This window comes from Bifidobacterium lemurum (assembly GCF_014898175.1).
Classification (GTDB): domain Bacteria; phylum Actinomycetota; class Actinomycetes; order Actinomycetales; family Bifidobacteriaceae; genus Bifidobacterium; species Bifidobacterium lemurum.
This window is the reverse complement of sequence record NZ_CP062948.1, coordinates 346,743-368,538: the sequence shown is the minus strand read 5'-3', so window position 1 is coordinate 368,538 and position 21,796 is coordinate 346,743. Positions and strand designations below refer to the sequence as shown.

General features: G+C 60.1%; 14 protein-coding genes. 12 read left to right on the top strand and 2 right to left on the bottom strand.

The features are described 5' to 3' along the window. From BL8807_RS01515 to BL8807_RS01485, 7 genes are all read left to right on the top strand, one after another. Window positions 1-897 carry a carbohydrate ABC transporter permease gene (locus BL8807_RS01515; RefSeq protein WP_072725662.1) on the top strand — a complete coding sequence of 299 codons (897 nt, stop codon included), beginning with the start codon at window positions 1-3 and terminating at the stop codon, window positions 895-897. Between the two features lie 88 nt (window positions 898-985). Then, on the top strand, window positions 986-2,617 hold the full coding sequence (locus BL8807_RS01510; RefSeq protein ID WP_072725665.1) for a glycoside hydrolase family 43 protein: 1,632 nt from the start codon (window positions 986-988) through the stop codon (window positions 2,615-2,617). A 116-nt stretch (window positions 2,618-2,733) separates the two neighbouring features. Continuing rightward, on the top strand, window positions 2,734-4,620 hold the full coding sequence (locus BL8807_RS01505) for a sialate O-acetylesterase (RefSeq protein WP_083570207.1): 1,887 nt from the start codon (window positions 2,734-2,736) through the stop codon (window positions 4,618-4,620). A gap of 82 nt (window positions 4,621-4,702) precedes the next feature. Then, entirely contained in the window at window positions 4,703-6,667 is a 1,965-nt protein-coding gene (locus tag BL8807_RS01500; protein WP_072725669.1) for a right-handed parallel beta-helix repeat-containing protein, read from the top strand. Next, entirely contained in the window at window positions 6,661-8,724 is a 2,064-nt protein-coding gene (locus tag BL8807_RS01495; RefSeq protein ID WP_159431893.1) for a hypothetical protein, read from the top strand. Before BL8807_RS01500 ends, BL8807_RS01495 begins: the two co-directional genes overlap by 7 nt. Beyond that, window positions 8,721-9,863: a family 8 glycosyl hydrolase gene (locus tag BL8807_RS01490; protein WP_072725671.1), complete on the top strand. Its 1,143-nt coding sequence runs from the start codon at window positions 8,721-8,723 to the stop codon at window positions 9,861-9,863. The genes BL8807_RS01495 and BL8807_RS01490 overlap by 4 nt, the downstream gene beginning before the upstream one ends. A gap of 57 nt (window positions 9,864-9,920) precedes the next feature. Beyond that, window positions 9,921-11,348: a carboxylesterase/lipase family protein gene (locus tag BL8807_RS01485; protein ID WP_072725674.1), complete on the top strand. Its 1,428-nt coding sequence runs from the start codon at window positions 9,921-9,923 to the stop codon at window positions 11,346-11,348. Window positions 11,349-11,639: 291 nt separating this feature from the next. Here BL8807_RS01485 and BL8807_RS01480 read toward each other — a convergent pair whose 3' ends face one another. Beyond that, on the bottom strand, window positions 11,640-13,070 hold the full coding sequence (locus tag BL8807_RS01480) for an ATP-binding protein (RefSeq protein ID WP_072725676.1): 1,431 nt from the start codon (window positions 13,068-13,070) through the stop codon (window positions 11,640-11,642). Window positions 13,071-13,425: 355 nt separating this feature from the next. Between BL8807_RS01480 and BL8807_RS01475 the strand changes: the two genes are divergently transcribed. Further along, window positions 13,426-15,453: a glycoside hydrolase family 36 protein gene (locus BL8807_RS01475; RefSeq protein WP_226847406.1), complete on the top strand. Its 2,028-nt coding sequence runs from the start codon at window positions 13,426-13,428 to the stop codon at window positions 15,451-15,453. Here the strand turns inward: BL8807_RS01475 and BL8807_RS01470 are convergent. Beyond that, window positions 15,450-16,460 (bottom strand): LacI family DNA-binding transcriptional regulator, encoded by a 1,011-nt coding sequence (locus tag BL8807_RS01470; protein WP_072725680.1) that lies wholly within the window; start codon window positions 16,458-16,460, stop codon window positions 15,450-15,452. The two genes, BL8807_RS01475 and BL8807_RS01470, sit on opposite strands and share 4 nt — an antisense overlap. A 148-nt stretch (window positions 16,461-16,608) precedes the next feature. On the opposite strand from BL8807_RS01470, the gene BL8807_RS01465 reads away from it, so the two are divergent. The 4 genes from BL8807_RS01465 (at window position 16,609) to BL8807_RS01450 (ending at window position 21,751) form a co-directional block, all read left to right on the top strand. Then, on the top strand, window positions 16,609-17,853 hold the full coding sequence (locus tag BL8807_RS01465; protein ID WP_072725682.1) for an ABC transporter substrate-binding protein: 1,245 nt from the start codon (window positions 16,609-16,611) through the stop codon (window positions 17,851-17,853). 120 nt (window positions 17,854-17,973) lie between these two features. Further along, window positions 17,974-18,888, top strand: coding sequence for a carbohydrate ABC transporter permease (locus BL8807_RS01460; RefSeq protein ID WP_072725771.1), 915 nt, complete (start codon window positions 17,974-17,976; stop codon window positions 18,886-18,888). Window positions 18,889-18,906: 18 nt separating this feature from the next. Then, window positions 18,907-19,746: a carbohydrate ABC transporter permease gene (locus BL8807_RS01455; protein ID WP_072725684.1), complete on the top strand. Its 840-nt coding sequence runs from the start codon at window positions 18,907-18,909 to the stop codon at window positions 19,744-19,746. 25 nt (window positions 19,747-19,771) lie between these two features. Beyond that, complete coding sequence (locus tag BL8807_RS01450) at window positions 19,772-21,751, top strand: glycoside hydrolase family 127 protein (protein WP_072725686.1); 1,980 nt, start codon at window positions 19,772-19,774, stop codon at window positions 21,749-21,751. Window positions 21,752-21,796 lie beyond the last annotated feature (45 nt).

Below are 21,796 nucleotides of genomic sequence, written 5' to 3'. Positions count from 1 at the left end.
ATGTCCATCAGTGTGACCGCGCGACGCAAGGCTCGCGGAGGTAAGTATTCGGCCGCCAATGGGTACCGTGTGTCCGCGAAGACGCCCTGGGGCAATCCCATTGTGTATTTCTTCGCCTTGATACTGGTGGCCATCTGCGTGACGCCGGTGCTGTACATCGTTCTCGGCGGTTTCCGTACGAATTCGCAGATCACCGTCAATCCGTCGGGTCTGCCCGACCCGTGGGTGTGGGACAACTATCTGGCCGTGGTGGCCAGCGATGTGTTCTGGACCGAACTTGGCAACTCGCTGATCGTGGCGATCTGCACGATGGTGGGCGTGGTCGTGCTGGGCATCATGGTGAGCTTTGTGATCGCCCGCTACCGTTTCAAGTACGCGCCGCTGATGTATGCGCTGTTCTCCGCCGGTCTGATGTTTCCGATGACCGTGGGCATCACGCCGCTGTATCTGATGATTCGCAATCTGGGATTGTCGAACTCTCTTGCCGGCATCATTCTTCCTCAGATCGCCTTCGGCCTGCCGCAGACCATCATCATCTTGGTGCCGTTCCTGCAGTCCATTCCGATGGAATTGGAGGAAGCCGCATTGCTGGACGGATGCTCACGACTGGGATTCTTCTGGCGCATGGTCATACCGTTGTCGATGCCCGGCGTCGCCACCGTCGGCATTCTGCAGTTCGTGGGCAGCTGGAACGCCTATATGCTGCCGCTGTTCGTGCTCAGCAGCTCCGATAACTACACCTTGCCGCTTGGCGTGTCGATGTTCAGTTCCGAGCATTCCGTTGACACCGCCCGTGTGCTCGCATTCACCTCGTTGGCGATGCTGCCCGCCCTGATCTGCTTCACGATCTTCCAGAAGAAGATCGTCGGCGGCCTGACCGGCGCGGTCAAGGGCTGACGCGCGTTCCCGCGTCTCGCTGTGATCCGGGGAGATTCCCTCTTCCGTCTCCCCGGATTCCTTTTCGTTGTGCAAGGAGTAAGTAGACATGAAGATCTCGAATCCGGTGATTCCCGGCTTCCACGCCGATCCTTCGATGATCCGCGTCGGCGACACCTACTACATCGCCAATTCCACATTCGACTGGTTCCCGGCAGTGCGTCTGCACGAATCCAAGGACATGGTGCACTGGAACACGTTGCCTGGCGCGCTGGACCGCGCCAGCCAGATCGACATGAAAGGCAACTGCTCGTCCGGAGGCGTTTGGGCGCCTGATCTCAGCTACGCCGACGGCAGGTTCTGGCTGGTGTACGCCGACGTCAAAATGGTGGACGGGGCGTTCAAGGACTGCACCAACTATCTGGTCACCTCCGAAGACATCCGCGGACCTTGGAGCGAACCGATCCGGCTCAACGGCGTGGGATTCGACGCCAGTCTGTTCCATGACGACGACGGGCGCAAGTATCTGGTGCAGCAGACCTGGGACTTCCGTGAATACCGTCATCCCTTCGACGGCATCACATTGACCGAATTCGACGTCGACACGATGCGTCTCAAGCCCGAAACCGCACGCACCATCTGGGCGGGCACCGAGGCCAAACTGGTCGAAGGACCGCATCTGTACAAAATCAACGGCTACTACTATCTCTTCGCGGCCGAAGGCGGCACCGTATACGCGCATCAGGAGTCGGTCGCCCGCTCCCGTTCGTTGGACGCGCTCTCCTTCGAGGGTATGCCCGGCGATCCCTTCCTCACCAACTTCGACACCCCGCGATCCTACCTGCAGAAGCAGGGCCACGGTTCGTTGGTCGAAACCCCGTCGGGGGAGTGGTATTACGCCTCGCTGTGCGCCCGCCCGTGGCATCACGAAACCGAAGCCGCCAACGATCCGCGCGGCTGGTGCACGCTGGGACGCGAAACCTCGATCCAGAAGGTCGAATGGGATGAGGACGGTTGGCCCCATATCGTCGGCGGTCACGGAGGCGAACGGTATGTCGACGCGCCCAAGGACGCGGTCGAAACCGTCGCTCCTGCCGATCACTCACAGCACGACGAGTTCGAATCCGACACCCTGGGGCATGACTGGAACACCCTGCGCGTGCCGTTCACCGAAGCTATGGGGCGGGTCGGCGGCGGCGAACTGACGTTGCGAGGCCAAGGGTCGCTGCGCAACCTGCATGAGCTGTCGTTGGTGGCGCGCCGCTGGCAGGCCTTCGACTTCGACGCCGAAACCAAAGTCGAGTTCCGTCCGACCACCTATATGGCCATGGCCGGTCTGACCAACTATTATTCCGACGTGACCTGGTCGTGGGTGTATGTGACCTGGGATGAGAAGCGCGAAACCCGCGTGATCGAAGTGGCGCAGAACGACTTCGGCGTCTACACCTCATTCCTGAAGGACGACGCCATCGTGGTGCCGGATGACGTGGATGCGGTGTGGCTGCGCACCAAGGTGCGCACGCGTTTCTACACGTACGAATACTCCTTCGACGGCGAGCTCTGGAACGAGATTCCTGTCAGGCTCGATGCGAAGCTGTTGTCGGACGACTATGTGAACCAACGCTACGGCGGATTCTTCACCGGAGCCTTCGTCGGACTGGCCTGCGTGGATGTGGCCGGTTACGGCGCCGAGGCGACGTTCGACCACTTCGACTACAAAGAACTGCCGAACCACGGCTAGGACATGACGGCGGGCGTTCCTCGATGCCGAAGCACCGGGGAGGCGGGGCGATGGCGAATCCGATCGCCCCGTGCACGACTCCCGTCATATCACAGCCCTACAAGGAAGTGGGTGGAATGGAACTCGTTCTTGCGAAACTGTTTGGCGACGGATGCGTGCTGCAATCCGATATGCCTGTGACGATTTGGGGTTGGGGCGTTCCCGGAAGCGAAGTGGTCGTCGAGGTGCAGCATCGGCGTTCGTCGGCGCTTGTCGACGCAACCGGTGCGTGGCAGGTCGTTGTGGAACCGTTGATGGCCGGAGGGCCGTTCGAGCTTTCGGCGTCGGATGGCGAGGGCGGCTCTCTGCGACGGACCTGCTATGTGGGCGAGGTGTTCCTGTGCGGTGGCCAATCCAATATGGAACTGCCGATGTCATGGGTAAGCCGGGAGTATCCGGAGGAGTTCTCCAAGCCGGATGATCCTCTGCTGCGACAGTACAAAGTGTCTCCGCGCTATGATTTCCAAGGGCCCGTGGTCGATCATGAGGAAGGTTCATGGTCGGGCGTCGATGCCGATCATCTCGGTGGATTCTCCGCGGTCGCGTATTTCTTCGGCCGCGCGCTGCGCCGCCATCTCGGCGTTCCGGTGGGGCTGATGAATGTGTCGCTTGGCGGTTCGCCCATCGAAAGTTGGATGGACCGTGAAACGCTTTCGTCGTTTCCCTCCGCGCTCGAGGTGCTGAACCCCTATCTGGGCGATGGGGTCGCCGAGGCGAAAAGCGCGTCCAGTCTCGCCCGGATTCGGCGATGGCATGATGCGCTCGAACTTCGGGCGAAGCCGGAAGACGAATTGTCATGGCATGATATCGAACTGCCGAATGCTTTCGATTGCGTGGGGCTGTCTGATTGGAACGGCGTGCTTGAATTACGTAAGACGATTCACCTGCGCCGGGATCAGGCGGGTATGCCGGCGATGCTGCGCTTGGGAACGATGGCCGACGCCGATGAGACTTGGATGAATGGGCGTCGCCTCGGTGGGCATGACAACCGGTATGAATTGCGCGATTACCGGATCGATGAGAACGTGCTGCGGGAAGGGACGAATGAGATTCGCGTCAGGCTGACCTGCGAGCATGGTTCAGGTCGTGTGACGCCGGGAAAACGTTTGGAATTGCGCGTGGACGGCGAATGCGTGGATCTGTCAGGCGCATGGCGGTACGCCGTGGCGACGCAGGCGGACACGGAATGTCCATATGAGGATTTCGTCCGTTGGAAGCCGACCGGCCTGTATAACGCGATGCTGTCAGTCTGCACGCGATACGCGCTCCGGGCGGTGTTGTGGTATCAGGGCGAGTCGAACACCGGCGACGGCGCGTCGGAGTATCGACGCATGCTGACCGCGATGATCGGCTTGTGGCGACGCCGCTGGAATCAGGATCGTCTGCCGTTTCTGATCGTCCAATTGCCCAATATCGATATCGACTGCGTCGAGGACGGCGGCTGGCCGGTGGTGCGCGAAGCCCAATGGCAGGTGTCGTGTGATGTGGACGATGTCGCCACGGTGGTGGCCTTGGATGTAGGCGAACGCAACGATCTGCATCCGGTGCGCAAACGGCCGATTGGAGAGCAGCTATGCGATGCCGCGCTGCAGTTGGTGTATGGAGAGGATGTCGGCTGCTCGCAGCCATGCCTGACCGACGTATGCGTGGAAGGCGACGATGTGGTGCTTTCATTCGCGAATCGGCATATTTCGCAGAAGAAGGCGGGCGGCGCATCGTTTGGTCCGATAACGCTGTCGACCGTCGATGGCAGGTCTCCGGGCGAATTCTCGTTCCATTGGGATGATGGCTTGGATGTGCCCACAGAGGCGCGGATCGACGGCTGTCATATCCGATTGCGCCGACCGAATCGTCGACCGGATGAGATTCGGTATGCTTGGCGCAACAATCCGGAACGCGGATTGCTCTGCAACGAGCGGGGGTCGTTGCTCACACCGTTACGCGTGGCGTTCCCCCGAGACTGACGGGTGCGCCATAGACGGGCGGGCGAACCCCGCCATCGTCCTATCATCCATCTCAGGTCGGGAAGTCAAAGGAGTCTGAACGATGACCGAATACCATGTCTCTTCCGCAGGTGAGGATACCGGCGACGGCAGCGTCGACCGTCCCTTCGCCACAATCGGCCGTGCGGCACGCATCGCCCGGCCCGGTGACATCGTCACCGTGCATGAAGGCGTGTATCGAGAGGAGGTCGACCCGCGCAACGGCGGCTTAAGCGAGAACGAACGCATCGTCTACCGCGCCGCGGAAGGTGAGGGCAAGCCCGTCATCAAGGGATCGGAACGTCTCCAAGGATGGGTGCGTCTCGACGGACATCCCACGGTGTGGCGGGCCGCGGTGCCGAACGCGCTGTTCGGTGATTTCAATCCGTTCAAGGAGGTCATCTTCGGCGATTGGCTGGAATCCCCCAAGCGTGGCGAGGAGCCGGACAAACATCTGGGCGACGTGTATCTCAACGGCCGTTCGTTCTACGAGGTTCCGACCGTGGAAGACACCTTCGATCCCCGGATGCGCACGGAGGTCGAGGATTACGCGCTGAAAACCGTCGGGCCCGTGCTCGATCCCGACCAGACGCGATACGTATGGCATGCCGAAGTCGACGAGGCGGCGGGGACCACCACCATCTGGGCGAATTTCCAAGATGCGGATCCCAACGAGGAGTTTGTCGAGATCAGCGTGCGCCGCACCTGCTTCTTCCCCTCACGCCATCATGTCAACTACATCACCGTGCGGGGCTTCGAGATGGCGCAGGCCACCGGCGATTGGGCGCCGCCCACCGCGCAGCAGTGGGGCATGGTCGGCCCGAACTGGGCGTACGGCTGGATCATCGAGGACAATGTGCTGCATGACGCCAAGTTCTCCGCGGTGTCATTGGGCAAGGAACTGTCGAGCGGTGACAACGAATGGGCGAGAACCGAGCGTAAAACAGGCTACCAGTATCAGCTCGAATCCGTATTCAAAGCGCTTCGCATCGGATGGCGCAAAGGCGTGGTTGGCTCGCATATCGTGCGGAACAACCATATCTACGATTGCGGGCAGAACGCCATCGTCGGCCATATGGGATGCGCGTTCAGCCGCATAGAACACAACCGCATCCGCCGCATCGCGCAAAAGCACGAATTCTTCGGATGGGAGGTGGCCGGCATCAAATTCCACGCCGCCATCGACACGGTGATCGACCACAACGACATCGCCGACTGCTCGTTGGGCCTGTGGATGGACTGGCAGACGCAGGGCACCAGAATCAGCCGCAACATCATGCACCGCAACGTGCGCGACATGATGATCGAAGTGAGCCACGGCCCCTATCTGGTGGACGACAATATCTTCGCCTCGCCGGTGACGTTCCAGAACTGGTCGCAGGGCGGCGCGTTCGTCAACAACCTCATCTGCGGCGCCATCGACTTGTATACGGTGCCTGACCGTTCCACGCCGTACCACTTCCCCCACAGCACCGAGGTGGCCGGTTGCGCGGTCGTCTCCGGCGGTGACGACAGGTACCGCGGCAACGTGTTCGCGCCGCAATGGGAGGAGGCGGTCGTGGGCGCCTTCGGACTCGCGTCCTACGCGGAGCATCCGAACGACATGCGCGGCTATTTGGATGCGTTGCACGCGATGTGGGCCGACCCGTCCCAGGGCGGGGGAGAGCGCAATCCGCTGCAGCCGCTGTACGCCGCGCACAACGTGTATTGCGGCCGCGTCGACGACAGCGGACACGAGCGGGCCGTCGTCCATACCGCCGCGATTCCGGTGCGGCTTGAAGAGGATGGCGGGACGTTGACGCTCGTATGCGACGTGCCCGACGGGCTGTCGGAGACGAGGGTCCCCGTGACCGGGTCCAAGGACCTGCCGGTGCCCCGCATTGTGGAGGAACGCTTCGAGAGCCCGGACGGCGCCGACATCGTCCTGGACATCGACCTGCTCGGACGCCCGTGCCAGACGATGCGCACGCCAGGTCCGATCGACGGGCTGCCGGCCGGAAAGACCCGCATCGTGGTATGGGAATGGTGAGAATGATGCGTCTGCGGTACAGCGTACGACCGGTTGATGGCGAAACTCCGCGGTACCTGTCTCCCGACATGGTCGGACTCGCCATCGATGACCGATGCCGGGGCGGTGATGGCGGCGCCGAAACGCCATGGCGGCACGAGGTGACTTTGACGAACGTTTCCGACGCGACGTTTCAGGGCGTGGTGCGTATCGACCTGCCGGTGGAAGGCGACGATCCCCGGTTCTTCCTTCCGGGATTCATGTACGGGCGCAATCGCGGCGAGGCGCCGCTTGCCACGCCGGACCGATTCCCGCGGATGCGCGATGGCGAAACGCGGCTGCCGGCGTCGTCATGGTGGATGGTGCGCGCGGACCGTCTGGCGAATCCCTGCGCGCTCGCCGTGTCCGACGGCAGGGTGAGAGGCGTTTCGATGGGCGCGTATCTGGTCCATGGGGCGGACGACTCCTTGCGCGGCCATGAGGCCGGCGACGATGGTGCTTTTGCGCAGTATTCGGGATACACCTGCTCGCTTTCCTCCGACGACGTGGATGCGCCGACGCGCGGAATCGCTTCGATCGGCGTGACGCTGGGATACGAGAACGCGCCTTGGCTGTTCGTCAGCTCCGCCAACATACGGCCCAGACCGGGAATCGAAGACCAATGCCTGATTTTGCCCGCCGGCGGCCGTGCGGTCGTTCTTGTGGACGTGTTCGACTATGAGGCCTCCGATGAGAGAGCCATTATTCCGGCATTGCGGACCGTGTACCGCCGCTTCCATGAATCTCCGCGTATGGTGGGCGATCCGCGGCGGGCGGTGGAAGACCTCGCCGGAGCGGTGAGCCGCGATGCGTGGCTGCCTGACGATCACATGTACGCCGGATTCGTGTTCGACCGTCCCAGCGAGTTGGGCGTACGACTTGGCGATGGGCCGTATTGGTACCAGAAATTAGGGTCGAGCGGTTGGACGAACGGTATGGCCGCGGCGGCCCCGATGCTGGCCAGCGGTCTGAGACTCGGCGACGAGAGGATGCGTTCGCAGGCTTTGGATTGCATCGACCATATCGTGCGTTATTGCGTCAACCCCAACAATGGTCTGCCGTTCGACGCGGTGGATGATGGCGTCTGGAGCAACCATGGCTGGTGGCGCGACCGTATTCCCGAACCGGGGCATAGCGCCTATCTGGTCGGACAGATGCTGTACTACGTACTGCAATCCTACGAATACGAGCGTGGTCTGGGGCACGCGGAACATGCCGACTGGCTCGATATGGTCGGCGGCGTCGTTCCGAGGCTCGCCGCGCAACGCAACAGCGACGGCGAATACCCCTTCATCTTCAGCGAGACGACGGGAGCGGGACTGGACTACGGCGCGTTCGCAGGCGCCTGGTGTCTGGCGGCGGGCGCGTATTGGGCGAAGGTGGGCGGCGACATGTCCGATCTTGACGGATTGAAGGCGTCGGAACGGCATTACCATGACGCGTACGTGCGGCATATGGAATGCTACGGAGCCCCATTGGACACCTCGAAGGCGGTGGACAGCGAAGGAGTGCTGGCCTACGTCAAGGCGACGCGCCTACTGCACGAGATCACCGGCGACGACCTCTATCTCGACCATCTCGCCGAAGCGCTCGCCTACGAGTCCACGTTCCGCTTCTGCTGGAACTCCCCTGTCACGGTGCCGCCGCTTGGCAGAGTCGGCTGGTCGAGCTGCGGCGGGAGCGTCACCTCCACCTGCAATCCGCATATCCATCCGATGTCCAGCAACATCATCGGCGACATGCGGTACTACCTCGACCACCGCGAAGACGATTACGTCCGTTCCCGTATGGAGGATGCCGTGCGGTGGAGCTGCCAGACCTACAACACCTTCGACGGCGAATACGACTATGGCAAGGTGGGCTGGATGTCGGAGCGCTTCTGTCACAGCCAAGGGCTGTTGGAGGAACGGTACGAGGACGGCTCGATAGCCAGCACATGGTTCGCGCTGATGCCGTGGGCCATCGGTGCCATCCTCGACGGTTTGACCGGTTTGTATTGGGACCGGTGCATCACGCATGGAAAGGAGAATCAGGAATGATCGAATGGAACGCGGACGCGTCGCTGTTGGAGCGGTGCGGTTACGGACGGGAGGCCATCGACCGTCGCGTGGCGCAGGTCTGGTATGAGATCTTCGAAGGACCGAACCGGTTCTATTGGGAGAACGAGACCGGACTGGGCTATGTGATGGACACCGGAAACCACGATGTGCGCACCGAAGGCATGAGCTACGCGATGATGCTCGCCGTGCAGTACGACCGTCGGGACGTGTTCGACAAACTCTGGGGCTGGGTGATGCGGTACATGTATATGCCGCAAGGGCATCACGCTCATTATTTCGCATGGTCGGTGCGCCCCGACGGCGTGCCGAACGCGGACGGTCCCGCGCCCGACGGCGAGGAATATTTCGCGATGGCGTTGTTCTTGGCGTCCAGGCGCTGGGGAGATGGAAGCGGCGTTTTCGCGTACGCGGCGCAGGCCCGGGAGATTCTGCGCTACTGCGTGCACAAAGGCGAATCGGATCGCGGCGCGGACTTCGCGGGCGAGCCGATGTGGAATCCGGACAACAAGCTCATCAAATTCATTCCCGAAACCGAATGGACGGACCCCTCGTACCATCTGCCGCATTTCTATGAGGTGTTCGCCGAAGAGGCCGATGAAGAGGACCGCGCGTTCTGGAAGGCGGCGGCCCGCGCCAGCCGCGACTATCTGGTGAAAGCGTGCGACGGGCGTACCGGACTGAACCCCGAATACTCGAACTACGACGGGTCTCCCCATGTGTGCGAGCGTGGACATTGGAACTTCTATTCCGACGCCTATCGCACCGCGGGCAATATCGGATTGGACGCTATGTGGCGCGGACCGGTTCCCGCTCTGAGCGACCGTGTCGCGGCGCTGCAGCGGTTCTTCCTGACCCATGACCGCACCAGCGTGTACGCGGTCGACGGCACGGCTGTGGACGAGACGGTGCTGCATCCGGTGGGATTCATCGCCGCCACGGCCGAGGGCTCGCTGGCCTCGTGGCATTCCGATATGCCTGACGCGCGCGAGAACGCCCGCATCTGGGTGGACATGTTCTGGAACATCCCGATGCGCGTGGGTTCCCGCCGCTACTACGACAACTTCCTCTACGCCTTCGCGATGTTGGCGTTGAGCGGCGAATATCGTCATGCATGGTGAAGACGGCTTTGCGGTTCGTCGATGATTCACTGTGATATGTAAAAACTGAGGAATTCCATGGTTATCCGTCTTGTGCGTACCGGTTGTGGTCCGGTTGAAGGGCTAGCCGAGTCCGATCCATGCGTCACTGTGTTCCGAGGTGTTCCTTTTGCTGCGCCGCCTGTGGGAAATCTGCGTTGGAAACCTCCGCAGCCAGTCTCTCCTTGGCGGGAAGTGCGTTGCGCCCATACGTTCGCGCCGATGGCGATGCAACCGCTGGGATCCCCGGACGATTTCTACGGCAAAGAGTGGCAGATGGATGCGGACGCTCCAATGTCCGAAGATTGCCTCTACCTCAATATTTGGACGCCATCGCTTCGTGGCGTCGGCGATCAGACCCGTGTCGTCCCGACGGCGAATGCAAAAGGCTTGCCGGTGATGGTGTGGATTCATGGTGGTGCCTTCCAGTGCGGAAGCGTCGCGGAGAAAGAATTTGATGGGTACCAGTTGGCGCGACGTGGCGTTGTGGTGGTCAGTCTGGCCTACCGCCTTAATGTATTCGGATTCTTCTCTCACGCTGATTTGGAGATGGAAGTCCGGGATGAGCGGCTGGGCGATGCCTGCGCGAATTTCGGATTTCTTGATCAGCGCATGGGCATTCAGTGGGTTCATGACAATATTGCGGCGTTCGGAGGGGATCCGGCCAACATCACGGTGTTCGGGCAGTCCGCGGGAGGCGCAAGCGTGCTCGCGCAGATGTGCTCGCCTATGAGACGAGGTTTGTTCGACCGTGCCATCATACAAAGCAGCGGAGGCGTCGGGGTGTTCAACGCCCATATATGGTCGTTGGAAGAGGCTCAACGCAACGGTGAGCGATTCCTGCGTCATCTTGGTGTGGGTTCATTGGATGAGGCTCGTGCGATACCGGCCCGTGATGTGCTTGCGGCGGCGGAATCCCTTTCCTCTCCTGAGGGGTCGAATGGCGGCTGGCCCATGGTGGAGAATTGGATTCCATGCGTCGACGGCCGTTTCCTGACCGATCAGTATGCGAAGACCATCGAATCCGGCGCGTGCGTCGATGTCGATTTGCTTTTCGGAAACACCACCAACGAATTCAACGAAGAGCGGGATGGGGTGTTTGTCGCCGCAGGCGAGGAAGGCAATCGGGAACTTGGACGTTTATGGGTGGAAGCCGGAGGCAAAGAGCCGTTCTATTATCGTTTCGACGTTCCTATGCCCGGCGACGATGCGGGGGCGTTCCATTCGAGCGACTTGTGGTTTAGTTTCGGGACGCTTTCGAAGTGCTGGCGTCCATTTGTCGGTTGGCATTATGATCTTGCGCGCATGATGTGCTCGTATTGGGCGAATTTCGCTCTTTCGGGAGACCCCAATGGTTCGGATATGGATGGTGACCCGTTGCCGCAATGGGAAAAGTCCACAACCGATTCCATGGGGCCGATGGTGTTCTCGAAAACGTTGTCCGTCGGTTCCAAGCGACATGTTTGATGTGTTTGCGGTTGTCCTCCGCCCCCTCGAGCTTGTGCCCGGACTGCTGATTCATACTTCAAAGGGAATCATGATGGTCGTTATCGCAGTTCGGGAGGGATGAAGTTTGCCGGGGCGCTCATGAGATTGCAATTTTCCTAAGGAAGATTTCGGCGTGCCGTGCAAAAACCTGACGAACATTCATGGGATGTTGACAAAAACCTAAGGAAGGCGCGTTGCCGTCAGCCGTATCTACTTCGACGGGCCGATGGCGACGCGCCGTCGCGTTCCGTGTCGCATGACGGATGTGGTTCATCCCTCCAGCATGGTCTGCGCGTCGACGAGGGTGAGCGAGGGGTCGCCGTTCGCTTTCGCGCGGGTGCCTTCGGACGCGCGTTGCTTGCTGAACAGGTAGTAGGCTGTCTCGCCTTTGAAATCGATAAGCGCGGTGCGGCGCTTGAGTTTGTCGATCGCTTCGGATTCGTCGAAGGTGTTGCGCCACTTGCATTCGCCCAACAGCATCTTGTGGTCGAACGAATCGGTCATGACGATGTCGATATCCGTCTGCTCGCGCGCCACGGGATCGTTTCCCCACCATTTGCCGAAGGCCGTGGGCTGGAAGTCCAATCGTCCTTCGCGGCATTCACGCAACAGCCATTGCATGCACAGGCTTTCGAATTGAGTGCCGACATGGGTTTCGAACACTCCTCCGGAGGTGGCGTATCGTACGGCACCGGATGCGGTGCCGCTTTCGATCAGCGGAACATAGGGGCTGACGAAGTGGTACCAGAAGTCGAAGAACGGGTCTTTGAACGTCCACAGTCCTTTTCTGGATCGCGATGCGTCCTCTCCGAAAGGCACCGTTCGCTGGATCACGCCAAGGGCGGAGAGCGTTTTCAGATATGCGCCGACGGTATTGGCGTCGACTCCGGCTTTTTCGGCGATTTCCTTGGGGCGTGTTCGACTTGCGCCTATCGCGTTGAGTATGGAATTGTAGAGAGCGGGCTCCCTGAGTTCCTGGCGCATCAGCATGGCTGGTTCCTCATAGAGGATCCCTGAGGTGCGGAAGCATAACGCCGCGATGTTCTCGCTGAATGTTTTCGCATCGTCGAGTTGCTCGAGATAATAGGGGGTTCCTCCCAGAGCGGCGTAGTAGTGGATCTGATCCTCCCAGGTACTCTGTGATGGCATAAGCTTCGTCGCAGTGAACAGGTCGAAAGGTTTCAGTCTGATTTGCGCGGTGCGGCGGCCGTAAAGCGGGCTTTTCGCGCCGAGCACGTCGCTTTCCATGAACCCCTCGTTGCTGCCGCACAGAATCAGTGTGATGTTGGTCTGCTTGAACGAGTGGTCTATGGCGATCTGCAGGATGGAGGGCAGGGCTTTCTCCGTCGCGGCCGCGTATGGGAACTCGTCGAAGACGAGAATGAACGGATGCTCCGCGTCCGCTTGCGCTTGTTCGGCGATGAAGACGAAGGCGTCAAGCCAGTTGCCGATGGCTCCGGCCGAGGCGGGGATGCCGAAGAATTCGTATATGGCTTGGGAGAAATCGGCCAGATTGTTGGCCGAGCTTTGTTCTCGCGCGGTGAACATGAGCGCCCGCTGGGAACTCATGGCGCATACGTGTGAGATGAGGGCGGTCTTACCCACGCGCCGCCGGCCATAGATGACCGCCATCTGGAAGCTGTTCTTATCGATGAGTTCGTTGAGGGCCGCCAGCTCCTCTTCTCGTCCGACGAATGTCATAGGTGGTGCCTTTGCCGTGGAAACCGTAATGTTGCGTGCGATAATCAATATTATACCGTGCTTACGATTAACTTGCTTATGAACAAGTTAATCGTAAGAACGGTACTTGCAGGCGATCTATATGGTTTGTATGCGGCCGAGCATTTACGGAAAGTTTTCCGTGTGCGGAAAGAAGCGTCCCATCCGGATTGTTCTGCCGATAGGCTGAGCGAATACCCCCAATCGAACGTACGCATGGCGGTGCGTCATGCGGAAGGGAGCGACGATGGCCCAGACTTTCACTTGGAATGCCGGTAGCGTGGCGATGGCTTTCTCGTATGATGCTGAATCGCCGGTCACGGTGCCGTCAATCGTCATGAAGGGAATCGAAGTCGTGTTCCCTCACCGGGTTCCGATTGTGGAGATCAATACGGTGGGTGACGGCCATCGTCTGTCGTGCAACAAACTCACCCACACCGTACTGGGGCAGACGTTGCGATATCGGCGGCATCGTGAGGAATCCAACGGCTCCCGCAAAGCGCTCACCATCGAGCTTGCCGCGCCGGACCACGGCATCGCGGTCTTCGTGCGATACGAAGTCGACGGGTCGGCTGCCATGGTGCGTACCGAAACCACCGTCGTCAACGAAAACTCCGTCGAGCCGGTGATACTGGACTCCATCACCAGCTGGACTTCCTCCTTCGGAGCGCCGCAAGGGGGCGGCGCGGATATGCGCTCGTGGAATCTGACCGAAGGCGCATACGACTGGCTGGCCGAAGGCCGCTGGCGCACCACGCCGATAGCGGATCTGCTGCCGGCCATCGGACAGGAACTTACCAACGTCGATCCCCGCCAGCAACATGCGGTCATCTCGTCCGGCACATGGTCCACCGGTCGGTTCGCGCCTTTGGGGATTCTTGAATCGCGCGAACTGGGTTTGACGTGGCTGTTCCAGATCGAGCATAACGGCGCGTGGCGTTGGGATGTTCAGGACGACACCGTTGACGGCGTCATCGCGCTCGCAGGTCCCACCAGCGAGAACCATAATTGGGAACGGGTGCTCCGCCAAGGTGAGTCCTTCACCGCCGTGCCGGTATCGTTCACGGTGGGCTGCGATTTCGACGCGGTCATCGCCAACGTCACCGATTATCGTCGTGCCATGCGTTCGCCGCACCGTGACAACGACGAGCCACGCGTGGTGTTCAACGACTATATGAACACGCTCTACGGCGATCCGACCACAGCCAAGGAGCTACCCCTGATCAAGGCGGCCGGCGAGATCGGCGTCGAGATCTTCGTCATCGACTGTGGCTGGTATGACGATTCCGGTGATTGGTGGCCTTCTGTGGGTGAATGGATTCCCAGCGCCACGCGCTTCCCCGGCGAAAAGGGCATCGTGGAAGTGATCGACGCCATTCGCGATGCGGGCATGGTGCCGGGTATCTGGCTGGAGCCGGAAGTGATCGGCGTGAAGTCGCCGATGGCGTGGAAGCTTCCTGATTCCGCGTTCTTCCAACGTCATGGACAGCGCGTGGTGGAGCAGGACCGGTATATTCTCGATTTGCGTGATCGTGCGGCACGTGCGCATCTCGACGCGGTGATTGACCGTCTGGTCAATGAGTATGGCATCGGCTATTTCAAGATGGACTACAATGTCTCGCCTGGCGCGGGCACCGATTATCGGGCGGACAGCCCCGGCGAAGGCCTGCTGGGCCATAACCGCGCGTACTGCGCGTGGGTGGATGACGTGCGCCGTCGCCATCCCGACGTGATTTTGGAGAACTGCTCGTCCGGAGGCATGCGTGAGGACTTCGCACAGCTTTCCCGTTTTCAGGTGCAATCCACCTCGGACCAGCAGGATTATCGTCTGTATCCGGCCATCGCCTCGTCCGCATTGATGATGGCTCTGCCGGAGCAAAGCGCCAACTGGGCGTATCCACAGGCGGATATGACATTGGAACAGGCCGCGTTCAATATCAACACCACCTTCTTGGGGCGGTTCTTCCTGTCTGGATACATCAATCGCATGGATGCCGAACAGCATGCGCTCACCGCTGCGGGCATCGACGCGTACAAACGTTATGTGCAGCCGGTGGTCGGTAAGGCTCGGCCGTTCTGGCCATTGGGATTGCCCGAATGGACGGATACGGTGGTGGCGGTCGGTCTTGACGCGGGGGCCACGGCGCTGGTCACTGTGTGGAATCGTGATGGGGGAGGTTCTGCGGTGGACCTTGCGATGCCACGCTGGTCCGCGCGTGACGCTCTGGTCGAACAGGTGTTCCCGGAGCCTTCCGCCACGTTCTCGCGTTGGAGTGCGGATTGGGATTCCGGCACGGGAACGCTGTCGGTGGATGTGCCGGCGGGAGGGTATGTTTCCCGCACGTTCAGACTCACGTTCGTCTAGCGGGGTTTCGTCAAGGTCGATTCGCGCACGATGAGCGAACAACCGATTTTCATGACGCCACGATGGCGGTTGCCGCGAATGGAATCGAGGAGGAGCCGCGCCGCGCGACGTCCGATCTCCTGGAGATTGTTGTCGAACGAGGTGATGGGAACCTGGCATTCCGTGGCGGTGACCGCCCAATTGTCATGTCCCACTACCGCGACATCCTGCGGAACCTTCAGTCCTCGTGCCAGCAAGGTTTCGATGGCGCCTCTGGCCAACATGTCGTTCAGACAATAGATGCCATCGAAGCGTGCGCCGGAATCCAAAAGAAGACGAGCCGCCGTTCTTCCCCATGACTCATGCCAGTTGCCGTAGCGGGTGGGAGCCGCGGGCCGCATGCCGGATTTGCGCAGCGCTGCCATGGCGCCATCGATGCGCTCTTTGGTGGCCAGATAGTGTTCAGGGCCGGATATGATCGCGATGCGGGAACAGCCTCGGTCGATGAGATGGTTGATCGCCGCGGCTCCCGCCGCCGTATTGTCGCATGTCACGGAGCAGTCGTCGGGATCATTGGATGGAGCGTAAGCGTAGACGATGGGAATGCCGAGCGCCGTATTGGGTTTTACGGGTGGGCGTGAGTCGGTTTCGCCTCCAAGAATCAGCAGCCCATCCACGCCGCGCGCGGCGAGCTGATCGATATGGGCGCGTTCCAGTTTGGGATCGCCGCGTGAGTTGGTGAGCAGCACGGCGTGATTGGAGGCTCCCAGGGTGTTCTCCGCGCCGATGAGCGCAGGCATGGAGAATCGGCCTTCAAGATCCGCGGACACCAGACCGATCAGTCCCGACTGGTGGCGTAGGGCGATGGCTCCTTTGGATTTCTCGTAGCCGAGTTCTTTGGCGGTGTTCAGCACCACGCGACGTGTATGCGCGGAAAGCTGTCCGGTGTCGTTAAGCGCTTTCGACACGGTGGCTACGGAAACGTTGGCCGCTTCGGCGATGGTGTGCAGGGTGATGCGATTGGGCACGGAAGAATTCTAGGAAAATTTTCCGCACCATGCAAATCCCGGATGGACGAATCCCGCGATTCATACTCTGGAGGTAACAGTTCGCCGTCACCTCAAAGTAGAGACCATCCGTAAGCAAGTGACGGGACTGGATCAGAAAGGAACCACGATGAACGTTAATTTCAAGCGCGTCACCGCCGCCGCAGTCGCCGTCGCGACCCTCGCTTCGATGGCCGCCTGCGGCTCGAGCACCGCCAGCAGTGATGATGACAACACGTTGACCTTCTCCTATTGGGATACCTTCCCGGTTCTTGAGGAGTTCAAGAAGGCCAACCCCGAAATCGAACTCAAGGAAGTCAACGTTCCCGGCGACGACTACAACACCAAAATCAATCAGATGATTCTCGGCGACCAGGCGCCTGATGTCATGCTGCTGCAGGAAGCCGATTATGTGCGTTACGCCAAGAATGGCGTCATCGACGAGCTGGATGCGTCCGAGTACGGCGTCGACGAATCCGACTTCCAGCCGGCGGTGGCCGACATCGCCGAGCAGACCGGCGGAACCTATGGTTTCCCTCAGGGCATGGCCACCGAGATCATGTATTACAACAAGGATATGTTCGATGCGGCCGGGCTTGACTACCCGACCGATGACTGGACGTGGGACGACTACGCGGAGGCCGCGCAGAAGCTCACCAAAACCGAGAACGGACAGACCGTCCAGTGGGGATCCGACGCCCCGAGCTTCAACGGCATCTGGTATTCCTTGGCGGGACAGGGAGGCGACAAGGTCGTCGATGACGGCAAGCTGTCGCTTGGCGATGGTCTGAAAGCCGCCATGGAATATCAGGACAAGATGACCAACGAGCTCAAGGCGCAACCGGAGCCGTCCTCCGGTTCCAAGATCACCGATCTGTTCGCCGCCGGACAGGCCGCCATGACGTTGGGTGGCAGCTGGCTGATCTCCACCACGTACAAGGACGTAGAATTCAACTGGGACATCGCCACCATGCCCGCCGCGCCTGGCGGACAGGACTACAACTCCCTGCACACGTCCTTCTTCGCTATCTCGTCCACTTCCGAGCATAAGACCGCCGCCCAGAAGTTCATCAAGTGGATGATGAGCGAAGAAGGCCAGATCGCCCTCGAAAAGGCCAACGCCAACATATCCGCGCTCAAGACCATCGGAGAGAAGGGCGATTGGCAGGTGCAGGGAACCAATGGCCCGACCAACTGGGAGGCCTTTGAGAAGGCGGCCGAGGAAGGCAAGTTCGGCTACACCACCGTCGCCTCCACTCCGACCTTCGATATCTACAACGATCTGAACGCGTATGTGCTCGGACAGAAGTCCATGGAGGATGTGCTCACGAATTCCGTGGATAAGGCCAACAAGGACATCGCCGAAGCCGAGTAGTCGTCAGACGCTTCTTCCTGACTCCTCTCATTCCCTCTTCTGATGAGGATGCCGTTCGCCGATTCGGCCGACGGACGGCATCCCATGTTTTATGACCCTCTCTGGAAAGGTATCGTTATCATGGCTTCTGTCGCTGTTTCCAAGCCGCGGCGCGCGGGGAACCCGAAACGGCATTCGGATGCCGCTGCGGCTTGGGGTTTTCTCAGTCCTTGGATCATCGGTTTTCTGGTGTTCAGCGGTTTCCCCATTCTGTTCAGCTTCTATCTGAGTCTGACCAAATGGAATCTTCTCGGAGAGCCGCAGTTCGTCGGCCTCAAAAACTATCGGGATCTGCTGTCGGGGGATTCGGAACTCGGCAGAACCCTGGTCGTCACACTGATATTCACCGTCATCAATGTGGGCGTCTCCATTCTCTCATCGTTGATTCTGGCGCTGCTGCTGAATCAGAACGTCCGGTTCAAAGGGCTTTTCCAGTTCTTCTACTATGTTCCCACCATCATGCCCTCCGTCGTCATGGCGGGCTGCATGACCCTGATGTTCAACTCACAGCTGGGCGTGGTCAATTATGTGCTGCGGGCCATAGGCGTGGACAATCCTCCGAATTGGACGGGCAGCACCACTTTGGTGTGGGTCGTCGTGGCCTATGCGTCGGTTTTCACCTTCGCCACAGGCCAGCAGATGCTGGTGTTCTCCGCGGCCCTCAAAGACGTTCCCACTGAACTGTACGAGGCCGCGTCGCTTGACGGTGCCGGCGCCTGGAAGAAATTCATTCATGTGACCATTCCGGGAATCGCCCCGATGATGCTGTTCAACGTCGTCTCCTGCACCGTCAATTCCTTTAACGGCGCGTTCACGCTGCTCTATCCGTTGACTGGAGGAGGCCCCGGCGACGCCACCAAGGTGCTTGGTCTGCTGATCTACGACAAGGCCTTCAAAAGCTTCAATATGGGCCAGGCGTGCGCGTTGGCCGTGGTGCTGTTCCTTATCGTCGCCGTCATCGGCGCCGTGCAGTTCAAGCTCATGGATCGCAAATAAGGGTCGAAAGGAAATATCATGTTCAAAGCTCCGAAATGGTATACGGTCCTGCAGTATACGGTGATGATCATCGTCGCCCTGTTCATGTTCTTCCCGATCTATTGGATTTTCGTGAACTCCCTGAAGACGCTGACCGGCATCTCGTCCGCGCCCTCGTTCTTTCCGAGCGACCCGCAGTGGGAGAACTACAAAACGGTGCTTTCCGATCCCTCCACGCTGCTGTATCTACGCAACACGTTGATTCTGTGCGTGGCCAACACCGCAGGTACGCTGCTCTCCAGCTCGCTGGTGGCGTATCCGTTGTCGCGCATGCGTTTCCGCGGGCGCGGCGTGGTGTTCGCCATCATCATCGCCACGATGATGGTGCCGACGGCCACGTTGATCATCCCGCAGTACCTGCTGTTCCGCGCTTTCGGCATGCTTGATTCGTTCTGGCCGCTGATTCTGCCAAGCTTCTTCGCCCAACCGTATAACGTGTTTCTGTTCCGGCAGTTCTTCGTGTCGATTCCGGAATCAATCGATGAGGCGGCGATGCTTGACGGATGCAACCGCTGGCAGGCGTTTTGGCGGGTCATAGTGCCGTTGGGCAAGCCGATTTTCATCACAGTGGGCATCATGTCCGCCAGCTTTTGGTGGAACGAGCTGTTCTCTCCGCTGGTGTTCATCAACTCCGATGAACTGAAGCCCCTGACCGTGGGCGCGCTGACGTCGTTCCAGCTTGCCGGCGGCGGCAACCAGACCAATTGGCCGTTGCAGATGGCGTTCTCCATGCTGATGATTCTTCCGCCCGCCATCCTGTACATCTGCTGTTCCAAATACATCACGGACGGTATCAAAACCAGCGGTATGAAGGACTGAGCGTATCCAAAAAGGAGTCTCTATCATGACCAACCAGAGCATCCCGTACCCTCGCGTGCGGATCACCTCGAAGTTCTGGAACCGTTACCGCGCGATGGCCGTCGACAACGCGCTTCCTTATCAGTGGCGTGCGTTGAACGACGAAGTGCCGGTGGACGTTCCAGAAGGGGCCGCCTGGGGGGAGAACGGCAGCATGTTCAGCCATTCTCTACGTAACCTGCGCATCGCAGCTGGCCGTGAGGAGGGCAAGTTCAGCGGACAGCCGTTTCAAGACACCGACGTGTCGAAATGGCTCGAGGCCGCCAGTTACGCGTTGCGATGCGAAGACGAAGGCATGGACGTCGATGAGTTGGCGACGCAGGTCGACTACGTGGTCTCACTGTTCGAGGAGGCCCAAGACGAAGACGGGTATCTCGACACCAAATTCGAGCTTGACATGCCGGTCGAACAACGTTTCCAAGGCCTGCGGTTTAGCCACGAGCTGTATACCATGGGTCATTTCATCGAAGCTGCGGTGGCGCATTATGAGGTCACAGGTTCGCGTAAGGCGCTTGATGTGGCCGAACGTGCGGCCGACTGCATCGACAGGCATTTCGGCGACGAACCCGGCAAAGTGCACGGACCTGACGGGCATCCCGAAGTCGAGTTGGCGTTGGCGCGCCTGTATGAGGCGACGGGCGAGCGGCGTTGGCTGGAACTCGCCGCGTGGTTCATCCGCATCCGTGGCGTCGATCCTGAATTTTTCGACGAACAGGACAAGGCGGGTGGTCCGCGGTTCTATCCCGGACTGGACATGCCTCGCCGATACTTCGTCGCGGACGGGCCCGTCCTTGATCTCGAGAAGGCCGATGGGCATGCCGTACGCCTGATCTATATGGCGACGGCCATCGCCAAGGTCGGCCATCTGCTCGCGGATGACGGAATGCGGCAAACCGCCGAACGCCTGTGGAACAACATCGTCGGCCACCGTATGTACATCACCGGCGCGGTCGGCTCCTGCCAAGTGGGCGAGGCGTTCTCCTACGACGACGATCTGCCCAACGATCTGGTATATGGCGAGACCTGCGCCTCCGTGGGCATGCTGTTCTACGGCCGGGCTTTGATGCAGGCGCATCCTCGCGGTGCCGTGGCCGATGTGATGGAGCTGCAGCTGTTCAACGGCATGCTCGCAGGCGTGCAGCTTGATGGAACCCGTTATTTCTACGTCAATCCATTGGACGCCGATCCGGTCGGATCCGCGGGCAATCCCGTCAGACGGCATGTGCTCACCCGTCGCGCGGGTTGGTTCGACTGCGCGTGCTGTCCGGCCAATCTGATTCGTCTGATCACTTCGCTCGACCAATATCTGTACACGGTGGACGGAGATACCGTGTATGCGCATCAGTTCATCGCCAACCGCGCTGAATTCGACGATGGTGTGGTGATCGAACAGACGCAGGGCGGTGAGGAATATCCGTGGTGCGGGGATATCCGGTTCGTCGTCGACAATCCCAATAGGGTTCCCAAGCGTTTGGCCGTTCGTATTCCCGCGTGGAGCGAACGCTGGTCGTTGGAGGTCAACGGCAGCGCGGTGCATCTGGACTCGGTCGATGGATTCATCTGCGTCGACGTGTCCGGGAAGGCCACGGAGATTCGCCTGAAGTTGGATATGTCGGTGAGACGTATGCGCGCCAGCCTTGATGTCAAGGCGGATGTCGGCAAGCTTGCGGTGGCCCGTGGTCCGATTGTGTTCTGCATGGAGGAAGTCGATAACGAAGGTCCGTTGTGGCTGGACGGTATGCGTGTGGATTCGCCCATCGATGAGCGGTATGACGCCGATCTGCTCGAAGGCGTCGAAGTGCTCACGGTGGAAGGCCTTCGCCTCGAATGTGAGCGCGCCGGACAGTATGTGGTCGCGGACCGGGCATTGGCCGAGCGACCGCATCGGCTCACCATGATCCCCTACTACTCCTGGTGCAACCGTGCCGAAGGGCAGATGCAGGTCTGGATGCGCGAATCCCACTGATGGCTGTGCCGGCGCGGGAACGTCCCGCGCCGGCTTCATATAACT